Source organism: Lelliottia sp. CFBP8978 (assembly GCF_034046055.2).
In the GTDB taxonomy this organism is placed as follows: domain Bacteria; phylum Pseudomonadota; class Gammaproteobacteria; order Enterobacterales; family Enterobacteriaceae; genus Enterobacter.
Genome location: NZ_CM188253.1, coordinates 375435 through 388744 on the forward strand (window position 1 = coordinate 375435; position 13310 = coordinate 388744).

Sequence of the window (13310 nt, forward strand, 5' to 3'; positions counted from 1 at the left end):
TGAGTAATTATTTTTATGGACGATTTAACCCTGCGTTATTACGACGCAGAATTGCGCTACCTCCGTGAAGCCGCCAAAGAGTTTGCCCAGACCCACCCTGACCGGGCCGCGATGCTGGACCTGGATAAGGCCGGCACACCCGACCCGTATGTTGAACGCCTGTTTGAAGGCTTTGCTTTCTCGATGGGGCGGTTGCGTGAAAAAATTGATGATGACCTGCCGGAACTGACCGAAGGGCTGGTCAGCATGCTCTGGCCCCATTATCTGCGCACCATTCCGTCGCTCTCGGTGGTGGCGTTCACGCCCGCGCTTCAGGCCGTGAAAATGGCGGAAGTGATGCCCGCAGGGCTGGAAGTGTACTCCCGGCCCGTAGGGCCAAAGAATACGGTCTGTCGTTACCGCACGACGCGGGATGTGATGCTTAATCCTCTGAATATCTCAGGGGTGACCATGACCACTGAGCCTGATGGCCGCTCGCTGTTGCGGATGCGTTTTGCCTGCAGCACGCAGGCCGACTGGTCGCACGCTGACCTGAGTCGTCTGAGCCTGTATCTCGGGGCGGATGCACCGGTCAGCAGTCAGCTGCATCTGATGCTGACTAAACGGCAGGCGGCGCTGTATATGCGCCTGCCCGGGCAGACCGACCGTATCCGGCTTGACGGATATTTTTCTCCGGGTGGATTTGGTGATGAGGACGGGCTGTGGCCAAAAGGCGATACCGCTTTCAGTGGTTACCAGCTGTTGCTGGAATATTTCACCTTCCGGGACAAGTTTATGTTTGTCCATCTCAACGGGCTGGACGATATCACGCCGCCTGCCGGGGCGGAGTATTTTGATATTGAAGTGGTGTTCAGTTCGCTCTGGCCATCAGACCTGCCCGTGAACGATGAGGCCGTTCGCCTTCACTGCGTGCCGGTGATTAACCTGTTCACGCTGGAGGCGGACCCGCTCACTATCACCGGTCTGGAAAGTGAATACCTGCTGCGGCCTAAACGGCTGCAGGACGGGCACACCGAGATTTATGCCGTGGATTCTGTCACTGGTTCAAACCGGACCCGCGATGCGGAGTACGTGCCGTTCAGCAGTTTCCGTCACAAAGGTGGCATGATGCGACGTCATGCGCCGCCCCGTTATTACCACACCCGGGTGAAGCGCAGCGTGACCGGGTTGTATGACACCTGGCTTATTCTGGGCGGTCACCAGTGGGAGGATGACCGGCTCGTTGAGCGTGAAGCCGTGTCGCTGCAAATTACCGGCACCAACGGCCAGCTACCGCGCCGGGCGCTCCAGAGCACGCTGCTTGACCGCTGTGAACAGATGGTACAGACACCGTTAACGGTGAGAAATCTCGGCAAACCCACGCTGCCGGTCTATCCGCCTGCGGAAGACCGTTTTCACTGGCGGGTGTTGAGCCATCTCGGCTCCGGCTTCCTCAATATGATGAGTACCGCCGAAGTGCTGCGCGGCACGCTGGCGCTGTATAACTGGCAGGAAGATGAACTCAATAACCGCCGTCTGGAGGCTATCCAGCACGTAGCGCATCATCGCCTGCAGCGGTTCGAGCAGGGTTTCCTGCTGCGCGGGCTGGATATCGAAGTGACTCTCGACAGCAACGGTTTCACGGGAGAAGGGGATATTCACCTGTTTGGCGAAATGCTGAACCGGTTTTTTGCGCTGTATGCCGATATGAACCAGTTTAACCAGCTCACCCTTATTGTTCAGCCAGAAGGAAAATGCATCCGGTGGAAAGAGAATCACAGTCCGCGCCTGCCAGGATGATGGAGCAGCTGCGGCAGTATCTGCCGTACATGAACTTTTACCGCTTCTGCCAGATACTGGAGCAGAGCCAGCCGGGTAAACCGGTCACTGGCAGCACCTGGCAGGTACGTCATGAACCGGTACGTTTTCGGCCCCATCCGGGCATGGGTTTCCCGGCCTCCGAAATCAAAGGGATTGAACCGCCTGAGCATCCCCACCTGCCGCCCACGGTGCGCATCACCTTTATGGGACTTTACGGCGTGGAGTCCCCGCTACCGACCCATTACATCGATGACATTACCCAGCGTCGGGAAGGCCATGAAGCAACAGCTGATTTTCTTGATATCTTCAACCACCGGCTGATCGCTCAGTACTACCGTATCTGGCGGAAATACTCCTACCCTGCCACCTTCGAAGCCGGCGGGAAGGACAACACCTCACAGTATCTGCTGGGGCTCGCCGGACTCGGGATTGACGGCTGCACGGACAGTATTGCGACACCCGCCTCGCGTTTTCTGGCGCTGCTGCCGGTCATGCTGTTGCCGGGGCGTACTGCGGAAGGGATGGTGTCGCTGGTACGTCTGCTGGCCCCCAATACCCGGGCGAAAATCTGGCATCACGACAAACGACGCGTCCCGCTGAAAAAAACGTTGACGATGAGCGTGCGTCAGCCCGTCACCCTGACCCACCGGCCGGTGATGGGTAGCTATGCCACCGATGTGAACAGTCAGGTGCTGATGCGCCTGACCACCACCGACCCGGAAGAAGTGCAGGGCTGGCTACCCGGTGGCGACCTCCACACGGATTTAATGGCGCTGCTGCATGTGTATCTCGGGTCACGACTCGATGTGCGGCTGCAGCTGTGCGTGGACCGCAGCCTGCTTCCTGATGCCACGATGCACAGCCAGCCCCGGGCGGGGGCGGTACAGCTGGGCCGTACCGCCGTCATGCGGCCACTGAATCCGGAAAACACCCGGACACACCCGAAAATCATCACCATTAATCTGGGCCGCTATGAGCGGGTTCTGGAACATATTCACCGCAGGGAGACCGATGAAGATGGCGATTACCACTGGTAAATTTCCCCTTGTTGCACTGACCGCAGGCATCACGATGCTGCTGGCGGGCTGTGGACTGACCCAGAAAGTCACGGACGGCACCGTCGCCGTGAGCAAATCAATATTCTACAAACAGGTAAAAACCCTGCACCTGGATATTCGCGCCCGTGAAGCCATTAATAACAATGCAAGTGGCGCGGCGTTGTCCACCGTGGTGCGTATTTATCAGCTTAAGGATCGCAAGACGTTCGACAGTACGGACTACCCGTCTCTGTTTGCCACCGACAGTCAGGCGATTAAAGCAGACCTGGTGGCAGAGAAAGACATTCGCCTGGAGCCGGGCGGGGCGGTGATGGTCGATATGCCGATTGATGAAAATGCGCAGTATGTGGCGGTGGCCGGAATGTTTATGTCACCGGATCAGGCAAACAATACCTGGCGCGTGGTACTGAGCCGGGACGATCTCGATCCGGACAGGGCACGGATCATCGACGCGGGTAACAACCGGCTGACGCTGGAGCCATTGAAAGATGAATGAGTCGCCACGTCCGTCCCTGTATGAGTCCCTCTTTGGCAATTTCACTGGCGGCCTCGACCTGCATCAGGTCAGCGAACAGAACCAGGTGATTTTATCGGTGCTCGACAACATGCAGCGCATCCTCAACTGCCGCGCCGGGACGCTGGCGCATCTTCCGGATTATGGGCTGCCGGATATGACTAAAACCCTTCAGGGCATGCCCGGCACCGCTCATGAGCTGATCGGCAAACTGTCGGCTGTTCTGCTTAAATACGAGCCAAGGCTGAAAAAAATTGACGTGGTACTTCTGGATCAAGAGATCCCCGGTGAATTGCGCTATGCGATTGATGCCGAACTCAAGGGGATCGGGTTGGTACGCTATGGCACGGAGTTTATGCCGGAGGGTCGAGTGCTTATCAGACATATGAAAAACGAACATTATCTGGACGCACGGGCAGCGATTTAACCGAATTTTTGTTCATATTGATATATTTTCCTGCCGTTTCTTTCGCAGGTAATAGGGTATTTCGGTATGAAAGAAATAATAACGGATTCGCCCGTTACAGAGCATCGGATTATCACACCGGGTCAGAAGAAAGGGGATAGCGTGTCAGCCAGAGCGCGTTTTTTTAAGAAAGTCCAGCAACAAACCGTCGCCTTACCTACAGACGGGTCTGTTGATACAGATATTCAGGCATTCTGTCAGCGGATGGCGGAATTTGCACAGCAGATACAGCAGTGGTTTGACGGAGCCGGTATTAGAGTGACGGTCGCATCAAAATATGTGCAGGACCTGAGCACAGTAGGGCATAGCCTCAACAGCGGCGCACTCCGCTATGAAATCACGACGGTCAGGCTGCAAAACGATACCCGAAGCGTAAGCATTTTGCCTGAGCAGCTTTATCGGGGAGGTGAGAAAGGTTGTGTCACGATGACGGTCAATGCGCCTGACCGCATCCCGGTAAAACAACTTTTTTATTTATGCATGGCGCCGGAAGCGGGCTGGATTATTCGCGGCGAGCATCAGGCGATAGTGAAAAACGCCATTATGACTGAAGACATTTTCTTTCGTGCCATTGAGAATCTGGCCTGAAACCCAATGTACCCGGATAAAAGCCGTTGAACATCGCAGCTCTGGTTAATGTTTTACCAAAACTCCAAAAGCAAAAACCCGCCTTTTGGGCGGGTTCTTTAAATAGTGGTGCCGGACTCGGAATCGAACCAAGGACACGGGGATTTTCAAAACTCGTGCCTAATTTGGTAATTCTGACGGTAAAGGCCAGTCTTCTGGTACCAGGGCAGGGGGCTTGGTCCAGGGAAGCTCGGTTAAAGCATCTTGGAACCACTGGTCGCGAAGATTTGCGTGCTCTGTCACGATAAGCTGGAAGCCAGGAACTTCTTCTTGTGTAAACTTCAGCAGTAACGCAAACAGTCTACGTACTGCTGCTAAGTCAGCATCAGCTTCCGTTTTCTGAACAGTACCATCAGCTTCCTGGTAAATTTTTTCAGAAGGGAAATAAACTTGGGTAGGCTGATCAATTAAAAGAAACTGAGGGATGGGGCAATTGTTCTTTGAGGCAAAGAGATGAAGGGCTAACAATGCAGAGAGGTGATAAGCGAGATGATTTTCGCCACCGCCAGTTCGACTCATAGGTACCGGACGATCTATACGATCAAAGATAATAGTCATTTGGCTTAGATCAAACCGTGCAGGGAGCCCCTGAAATTCTGCATCAAAAGCCAGGATGTAGCGTGTAATCTGTGACGAAATGTTATTCAGAATAGATATGAGTCTTTCATGGCTGCTATCAGCTCCAACTTTCCTTTGTAGGTCTTCGACTTTGAGCTTTAGACGACGATTTTCTGATTCATATGTTGCCAGCTCTGAGTTAGGTACAAGGTCTTCCAGGAACAAACTTATACGACCAATTACTCTTGCCGCAGCATTATTGCGTGTGCCTAATTGCTCAATAACTTCGTTTGCCGCTATTGCCGCAGCAAGCTCCACTTCTTTGGCTCTTATCGAACTTACAATGGTCTGAACCTCATCTTCTAGTTCAGTAAGATAAGCATCCATTTTAGGGCGCTGGCCAGCCACAATGCTCATTTCAGCGTCGAGAGTTGTTAGTTCGCTCAGGAGTGCTTTAGCAATTGGAGATTCCAGTGCTAAATTTGCTTCACAGAAAGGCCATTGCCATTCGCCAGTTTCCGGATTTTTCGGTAGAGCCTTGATAGAAGATAATCGGTCTTGTTGTTCTAAAACTTCGTTTTCAAAATTACCTGATTGCTTGGCATACATCCGAGCAGAATCAATTCGGGACTGGATCTGACGTCTGTCTTGTCGTAAACCAGCAATTTCATTTTCAAGAATGGATATTCTATGTCCATCGTCTTCAGGTAGGGGTGACGGACTCCATTGCATTGTAGAACGCAAAACATTAATTACTTCGTCAGTTCCAATTTTGTCTTTGTCTTGTGTGATGATACCTACGGCTCTGGCTTCAGATAAAAGCCCAGAACCTTTTAGCAGTGATGTGTCGATTGTATCGCGAGCTTGTTCAAGACGTTTGACGTTGATTTTCAGATCTCGCTGCGCAGTTCGGAGTTTGGCCTCAAGTTCATAGCGATCATTTGATGAAATGCCTAGAAGAATCGGTAATGTGTCGCGAATAGCTTGTGGCTGAAATGCCTCATTTTGTCGATAAAAAAGTTGATCTTTATTTGCTACAAGGCCCTGCTTTTGGAAAAGGTAATAAAAAGTATGCTTGATGTTTGCATCAAAGCTTTCTCTGCTGTGCCCAATTGCCACGTCTGTACGGTTCTCGCGGATGCCTAGTAATCGTGACAGCAGTGCGACTACAGAATCATCATCGGTGTTAACCGAGAGGTCTTTGAAATTTGGTGCGGTCAGTTCATTTCCTCGTCGCAGCATAACGGTGCCACAGCTTGTGGCTCCTGCATTTGGTGTTGGTTTCGCGATCAGTACCTGCTCCTGTGAAAATTGATAAATGACTGCGAACCATGACACTTTATCGCGAATAATGCCTTCTGGTACGTTAAAGGTAGATCGACCCATACAGTATTCAATGATCTCAGAAAGAGCTGATTTACCGGTTGAGGAACGGCCAGTAATGACATTTAAACCATTAACCTTAAATTGCAGGTCCCGACGTTGGCCATCATGGCTGTAGACATGAATCGACTTAATTTTCATGGGCGTATTCCAAAGGTCGTGTATACCGTAACGCGATCTGCAATACGGGCAAATTCTTTTCCTATATAGCGCGCGACACGCTGGCATGAGATCGATTCTTCAGTCCCTATGACCGATTTGCGAACTTTTTTAGGTACTGTTTTCAATCGGCCATCTTGCGTTACAACAAAACATCCTCGTTCCATGAGCACTCCAAAAGCTTCAAGCGTAAATGGCAGCATATTATTGACGCGATTAGCAAAATTAACGAGTAATTTGGGGTTGTTTTCTATAGTTTTCAAAAAGTAGCGGCGAGGATTATCAGCAAACACTTGGCGAGAATCTTTTTGCAGACATAATGGTAGAACTAAAAGAGCCAGAGAGAATGGCATGCCCTGTGAGTTTTCCTCTTCGTAGCTCTGCATTGCTCTGAATAGTACAACACCACAAAATGCAGGATTGAAAAGATTCCTTATCTCGAATGGACGTTGATCCCATTGCTTCATTCTTGGGCTCCCAACAATTGACCAACTCTATTTAGGAAGTGGGGATGCCAGAAAATTTTAGGTAGTGGTCTACTGTTCGCAAGGATGTGAAATCCTCCTCGAACTACATAAGGCTCAGTCACTCGTTCTCGGATACGCAATGAGTGAATATTACCACTTTCAAGATCGGCCCATTGATACAATGCTTTTCCCGCAGTAATAAGTACTTCATCAGCTGAGTTTTCATCTAATTCTTCAAAAACGACGTCTTTATAGCGACTCCATTCATCAACAAGGCGGTCTTCATAATCCTCCATCTCTCCTGTTACCAAAAGGTTTTCACGCGCCCATGAAGAACGCTGCTCAAATGCTCGGTAATAGTCGAGAATAGCGTTTCGGATACGATTAGAGGAAACCCCTATTTCACGGAGCTGCACAACAAAGAGCCTGGGATCATTCATCGCGTCGATTTCTCCAACGGGCATTTTTCCTCTGAACGTAATCGGCAGATTGTCCGATTTGTACTCTTCTGAAAATGCTGCAAGTTTGTCGGAGATCTCATAACCAAAAATCGCCTCTTTACGTTTCCCTGTTAGCAGATCGACTATGGTGTTATTCCACCATCCTTCAAGTCGTTCAAAAATAGCGTCTCGGTTATCGCGTCTAATGATACGCATGTGCTGATTTTTGATGATTGAAGGAAGGTCTTCAATGCGAGGCCCGCCATCAAATATGATTATCCGTGATAAGAAGTCATCTTTTTGCTCGTCAGTCAGTTTATTGAACTCATCGGCTATTGCCGTGATCAGTTTTGACTTGCTTCTAGCCAGAGCTGTGTTAGCGAGTTGAGTTATTGATACTGAATTATCGTCTTTTGTTGGCGGTTCGACTAAGAAGTGTTGCAGGAACGAGGAGTTTGAGATAGTTCCGGTCGTAAACAGAAAGAAACGAAGATTTGCTTCGGTTTTACCATCACGATTATAGCGGTCAAGCCAGATGCGGACTGACTTCCAGAAATCGGTAGACAGGTCGGTTAGAGTATCCCCATCCCCTTTGTGTTTGAGCGATGCCAGTGTTTTGACACCATCAGACTTAATGAAGTCTAGGTCATCATCCTTTTCGATCAAAACAGATGTATCTTCTGGCCACTGTAGAAGCTTAAGTAGCGCGAAACGAGGCTGATAGATATACCCTAAGCCCTGTTCACCAGCAGCGTATTGATCGCTAGATACTCCGGTCATTTTTAGTCCCTGCGTCGATTGCGCTTTCAGCTGTACGGAAAAATGACTCATGAAAGCAACAAGCTACCATCCAATGTTTGGTGGTATGTATCATTGAATAGACCCTAGTTTCCTAGACTGTTCCGTGCCTCATGAACCAGGCACTTTCATAAACTGCAGGGGCTTGATCCTCACAGGCACTGTGGCGGCGTTTAGCATTATAAAACATTTCGACATAATCGAAGATATCCGCCTTCGCTTCTTCCCTATTTTTATAGATCCGTTTCTTTATGCGTTCCCGTTTTAGCAACTGGAAAAAGCTTTCTGCCACTGCGTTGTCATGGCAATTGCCCCGACGACTCATGCTGCTTTTTAAATTGTGAGCTGTCATAAAATGCTGACATCTTTCGCTCGTATATTGAGAGCCCTGATCTGAATGGATTAATACTTCTGCCGTTGGTTTACGTCGCCATACCGCCATCAATAATGCATCCATTACTAACTCAGCGGTCATTCGTCCGCCCATGCTCCAGCCGATAACCCTGCGTGAGAAGAGATCAAGAACAACAGCCAGATACAGCCAACCCTCATGCGTCCTTATATAAGTCATGTCACTCACCCAATGCGTATTTGGGGTTGGGACAACGAACTGGCGTTCAAGGTAATTTGGACTGGCAAAAGAAGGCTTTCCGCCACCGTAATAGCGTCGTTTTCGGTATCCAGTCTGAGATGCTAGTTCAGCGAGCCTCATCAGGCGCGCGATCCTGTTACGTCCGACGCATTCACCCAGATCTTTCATATCGAGCCAGATTTTTCGATAGCCGTAAACCGTACCGCTTTCAAGCCACAGTTGTTTAATCAAGCCTGTTTGCCGTTCATCTTGCCGGGTACGCAAAGATTTAGGCCGCTTTAGCCACTGGTAATAACCGCTGTGATGGAGGCCAAGAACCAGGCATAACCTGCGTACAGCATAAAAGGACGACATTTTTTTAATGAAGGCGTACTTCAGCCTGACGTTCTTGCAAAGTACGGCTGTAGATTCAATCTGTCAACGCAACACCCCTTTCAATGATCTCTTTCGGTGTTTTGAACTTCAGTGTCTTTCTCGGTCTGTTGTTTAGCTGAGCTGCAACCTGATCCAGCTCATGTTGAGTATATTGGGCAAGACATGTCTTTTTAGGAAAGTACTGTCGAATTAGCCCATTAGTGTTCTCGTTTGTTCCCCGCTGCCAGGGACTCTGAGGATCGCAGAAGTAAACTTTAACTCCGGTGCTGCCAGTAAATTCCAGATGCCTGGCCAGCTCCATTCCTCTGTCCCATGTCAGTGATTGCCGGAGTTCAGGCGGCAAGCTCAGGAATTTGTCGGTAAGAGCCTGATTCACTGAGAAAGAATCTTTGCCCCTGAGCCTAAGGATGATCGTATAACGTGATTTTCGGTCTACAAGTGTGGCTATATGCGAGTTTTTTGTGCCTGATACTAAATCGCCTTCCCAGTGCCCCAGAGAGCGTCTGTTATCGATATGCCGGGAGCGTTCGTGAATTGGCGTTCCGTTCACTATGTTGATCGTGCCTCTTTCACCTTTGCGGGTATGGCGTCTGCCATGACGAAGGCTATGCGACCGGCGCAGATGCTGTACATTCAGGTGGTGTAGCGCTTCACGGCTACGAAAGTACAGGGTTTTATAAATTGTCTCAGGTGATATTCGCAGTGTTTTTTGACGCGGCTTCGTTCGCCTTAACCATCCTGATATTTGCTCTGGAGACCACTTCATCTCCAGCTTTTCCAGGACAAGCTCCCGCAACGGTAAATTCTGATCCAGTAAGCACGGTTTTGGTCTTTTCGCCATTCTGTTGGCCCGGTTATTAGCATCAACAGCTTTGTAATAGCGCCTGCCTCGATTACGCTGGACTTCACGTGAGATCGTCGAAGGACTACGATTCAGCGCAGTCGCTATCGCACGAATGCTCATTTTGGCTGACAAACCAGCTCGTATTTCCTCGCGCTCAGACAGCGTCAGGTGAGCTACAGCCCGCTTGCGCTCATTGGGTTTTATGCCGCCAGTATCTCTTAACATGGTGAAGATTGTTCCTGGTTTCGAACCCAGGATATTAGCTATCTCACTGAAGCCTGTTCCGTTCTTCCACAGTTCAAAAACAGATGCTTTTTCCTTTGCTGTAAATGTCCGTCTCATTCAAAAACCCTCCGCAACCCCATGTTTTCACATGACTGTTGCGTTGACCAATTGAATCTACAGCGGCCTTTTTTAAGATATCCCGCTCTTCAGTTACTCGCTTAAGTTCTTGCCTGAGGCGCTTTACTTCATGCTGAAGTGCATCGTCCTGCTTACGCTGCGGCTCGGGCTTCTGGTAGCGCTTAACCCAGGCGTAAAGACTATTAGTGGATACACCAAGTCGAGAGGAGACCTCAGATACAGGGTACCCCTGCTCAGTGATCTGTTTTACGGCTTCAATTTTGAATTCTTCAGTGAACGTTTTGACTGACATAAACACTCCTTCATTAGGCCTCCATTATGAGGCAAAAAAGTGTCTACGAAACCCGGGTCTATTCATCCAGGAGTGAAGTGGAATACTAAATCTGGCCACCTGAATAGAGGTGATATCATCACCTCATAGTCAAAACAGGTGACATTATGACCGGACGTAACAGACGCAATTTTAGCCCCGAGTTCCGACTTGAGGCTGCCCAGCTTGTACTCGATCAGCACTACACCGTTGCCGCCGCTGCAACGGCAATGAATGTCGGTAAATCCACGATGGATAAATGGGTTCGCCAGCTTAAAGAAGAACGCGCAGGTAAATCCCCAAAGGCCTCTCCGATGACGCCTGAGCAACTTCGCATTCGTGAATTAGAAAAACGACTGCAACGTGTTGAAATGGAAAACAATATATTAAAAAAGGCTACTGTAGATTCAATTGGTCAACGCAACAGTCATGTGAAAACATGGGGTTGCGGAGGGTTTTTGAATGAGACGGACATTTACAGCAAAGGAAAAAGCATCTGTTTTTGAACTGTGGAAGAACGGAACAGGCTTCAGTGAGATAGCTAATATCCTGGGTTCGAAACCAGGAACAATCTTCACCATGTTAAGAGATACTGGCGGCATAAAACCCAATGAGCGCAAGCGGGCTGTAGCTCACCTGACGCTGTCTGAGCGCGAGGAAATACGAGCTGGTTTGTCAGCCAAAATGAGCATTCGTGCGATAGCGACTGCGCTGAATCGTAGTCCTTCGACGATCTCACGTGAAGTCCAGCGTAATCGAGGCAGGCGCTATTACAAAGCTGTTGATGCTAATAACCGGGCCAACAGAATGGCGAAAAGACCAAAACCGTGCTTACTGGATCAGAATTTACCGTTGCGGGAGCTTGTCCTGGAAAAGCTGGAGATGAAGTGGTCTCCAGAGCAAATATCAGGATGGTTAAGGCGAACGAAGCCGCGTCAAAAAACACTGCGAATATCACCTGAGACAATTTATAAAACCCTGTACTTTCGTAGCCGTGAAGCGCTACACCACCTGAATGTACAGCATCTGCGCCGGTCGCATAGCCTTCGTCATGGCAGACGCCATACCCGCAAAGGTGAAAGAGGCACGATCAACATAGTGAACGGAACGCCAATTCACGAACGCTCCCGGCATATCGATAACAGACGCTCTCTGGGGCACTGGGAAGGCGATTTAGTATCAGGCACAAAAAACTCGCATATAGCCACACTTGTAGACCGAAAATCACGTTATACGATCATCCTTAGGCTCAGGGGCAAAGATTCTTTCTCAGTGAATCAGGCTCTTACCGACAAATTCCTGAGCTTGCCGCCTGAACTCCGGCAATCACTGACATGGGACAGAGGAATGGAGCTGGCCAGGCATCTGGAATTTACTGGCAGCACCGGAGTTAAAGTTTACTTCTGCGATCCTCAGAGTCCCTGGCAGCGGGGAACAAACGAGAACACTAATGGGCTAATTCGACAGTACTTTCCTAAAAAGACATGTCTTGCCCAATATACTCAACATGAGCTGGATCAGGTTGCAGCTCAGCTAAACAACAGACCGAGAAAGACACTGAAGTTCAAAACACCGAAAGAGATCATTGAAAGGGGTGTTGCGTTGACAGATTGAATCTACAACCGCGCTCTTGATGTCAGACTCTCTGAACAATTCTCGTTAGTTGAGAAACTCAGGACGCGGTTTCCTGTTGCCTTTATTTGCAATGTGTTCGGGATCCATCGCAGTAGCTATCGGTACTGGCTAAGCCGACCGCAGAAACCTGATGCAAAACATATCGTTATACTTAGCCTGGTTCGTGAAGTTCATCATGCCAGTAATGGCTCTGCGGGGGCCCGGAGCATTGCCGATATGGTCGGCGCAAAAGGTGTTCCGTTGAGTCGCTGGCGGGCCAGTAAGATAATGAAAGAGCTGAATATTGTTAGTTGCCAGCAACCGGAGCATCGCTACAAAAAAGCCACAAAAGAGCATGTGGATATCCCTAATCATCTGGATCGCCAGTTTGCAGTAACGGAACCTAATCAGACCTGGTGCGGCGACGTGACCTACATCTGGACGGGCAAACGGTGGGCTTATCTGGCGGTTGTTCTGGATTTATTTTCCCGCAAGCCAATAGGCTGGGCGATGTCGTTTTCTCCGGACTCAGCCCTGACAGGAAAAGCATTAACGATGGCCTGGGAAGCCAGGGGGAAACCGGCTGACGTTATGTATCATTCTGACCAGGGAAGTCACTATACCAGCAGGGAATTCAGACGGTTACTGTGGCGTTATCGTATAAAGCAAAGCATGAGTCGACGTGGGAACTGCTGGGACAACAGCCCAATGGAACGATTTTTTCGCAGCCTGAAATCAGAATGGGTACCGAACTGTGGATACGCTAATTTTAGCGAAGCAAATAGATCAATAACGAATTACATCATTGGTTATTACAGCCAGCTCAGACCCCACCAATATAACGGTGGCTTAACACCCAATGAATCAGAGCGATTGTTCTGGAAAAACTCTAAAGCCGTGGCCAGTTTTTGTTGACCACTTCAGATTGATGATTCTGTCATG

General features: G+C 49.5%; 10 protein-coding genes and 4 pseudogenes. 8 read left to right on the forward strand and 6 right to left on the reverse strand.

All coding sequences use genetic code 11. The features are described from left to right. The first annotated feature begins 15 nt into the window (after positions 1–15). The 5 genes from tssF to SOM82_RS01735 all read left to right on the forward strand — a co-directional run bounded on the left by tssF (position 16) and on the right by SOM82_RS01735 (position 4426). A complete protein-coding gene (gene tssF / locus SOM82_RS01715; protein WP_320461739.1) occupies positions 16–1779 on the forward strand; it encodes a type VI secretion system baseplate subunit TssF in 1764 nt (587 codons plus the stop codon). Continuing rightward, entirely contained in the window at positions 1734–2837 is a 1104-nt protein-coding gene (tssG, locus tag SOM82_RS01720; RefSeq protein WP_320461738.1) for a type VI secretion system baseplate subunit TssG, read from the forward strand. The genes tssF and tssG overlap by 46 nt, the downstream gene beginning before the upstream one ends. Further along, positions 2818–3354, forward strand: a complete 537-nt coding sequence (gene tssJ / locus SOM82_RS01725) for a type VI secretion system lipoprotein TssJ (protein WP_320461737.1) — start codon at positions 2818–2820, stop codon at positions 3352–3354. The genes tssG and tssJ overlap by 20 nt, the downstream gene beginning before the upstream one ends. Beyond that, positions 3347–3799, forward strand: a complete 453-nt coding sequence (tssE, locus tag SOM82_RS01730) for a type VI secretion system baseplate subunit TssE (RefSeq protein ID WP_320461736.1) — start codon at positions 3347–3349, stop codon at positions 3797–3799. The genes tssJ and tssE overlap by 8 nt, the downstream gene beginning before the upstream one ends. Before the next feature lie 141 nt (positions 3800–3940). Further along, on the forward strand, positions 3941–4426 hold the full coding sequence (locus SOM82_RS01735) for a hypothetical protein (RefSeq protein ID WP_320461735.1): 486 nt from the start codon (positions 3941–3943) through the stop codon (positions 4424–4426). 159 nt (positions 4427–4585) lie between these two features. Here the strand turns inward: SOM82_RS01735 and SOM82_RS01740 are convergent, their stop codons facing one another. The 6 genes and pseudogenes from SOM82_RS01740 to SOM82_RS01765 all read right to left on the reverse strand — a co-directional run. After that, positions 4586–6547: a DUF3732 domain-containing protein gene (locus SOM82_RS01740; RefSeq protein WP_320461734.1), complete on the reverse strand. Its 1962-nt coding sequence runs from the start codon at positions 6545–6547 to the stop codon at positions 4586–4588. Continuing rightward, positions 6544–7032, reverse strand: coding sequence for a three component ABC system middle component (locus SOM82_RS01745; protein WP_320461733.1), 489 nt, complete (start codon positions 7030–7032; stop codon positions 6544–6546). The genes SOM82_RS01740 and SOM82_RS01745 overlap by 4 nt, the downstream gene beginning before the upstream one ends. Then, complete coding sequence (locus SOM82_RS01750) at positions 7029–8252, reverse strand: ABC-three component system protein (protein WP_223075484.1); 1224 nt, start codon at positions 8250–8252, stop codon at positions 7029–7031. Before SOM82_RS01750 ends, SOM82_RS01745 begins: the two co-directional genes overlap by 4 nt. A 112-nt stretch (positions 8253–8364) precedes the next feature. Then, a pseudogene (locus SOM82_RS01755) lies at positions 8365–9261 on the reverse strand (IS3 family transposase); the annotation flags it as partial. Between the two features lie 10 nt (positions 9262–9271). Beyond that, positions 9272–10423, reverse strand: a complete 1152-nt coding sequence (locus tag SOM82_RS01760; protein ID WP_064562008.1) for an IS30 family transposase — start codon at positions 10421–10423, stop codon at positions 9272–9274. Positions 10424–10490: 67 nt separating this feature from the next. Next, positions 10491–10736 (reverse strand): annotated as a pseudogene (locus tag SOM82_RS01765) (transposase); the annotation flags it as partial. Positions 10737–10882: 146 nt separating this feature from the next. Between SOM82_RS01765 and SOM82_RS01770 the strand changes: the two are divergent. From SOM82_RS01770 to SOM82_RS01780, 3 genes and pseudogenes are all read left to right on the forward strand, one after another. Continuing rightward, a pseudogene (locus SOM82_RS01770) lies at positions 10883–11149 on the forward strand (transposase); the annotation flags it as partial. A 67-nt stretch (positions 11150–11216) separates the two neighbouring features. Next, on the forward strand, positions 11217–12368 hold the full coding sequence (locus SOM82_RS01775; protein WP_064562008.1) for an IS30 family transposase: 1152 nt from the start codon (positions 11217–11219) through the stop codon (positions 12366–12368). 12 nt (positions 12369–12380) lie between these two features. Continuing rightward, a pseudogene (locus SOM82_RS01780) lies at positions 12381–13283 on the forward strand (IS3 family transposase); the annotation flags it as partial. Between the last annotated feature and the right edge of the window lie 27 nt (positions 13284–13310).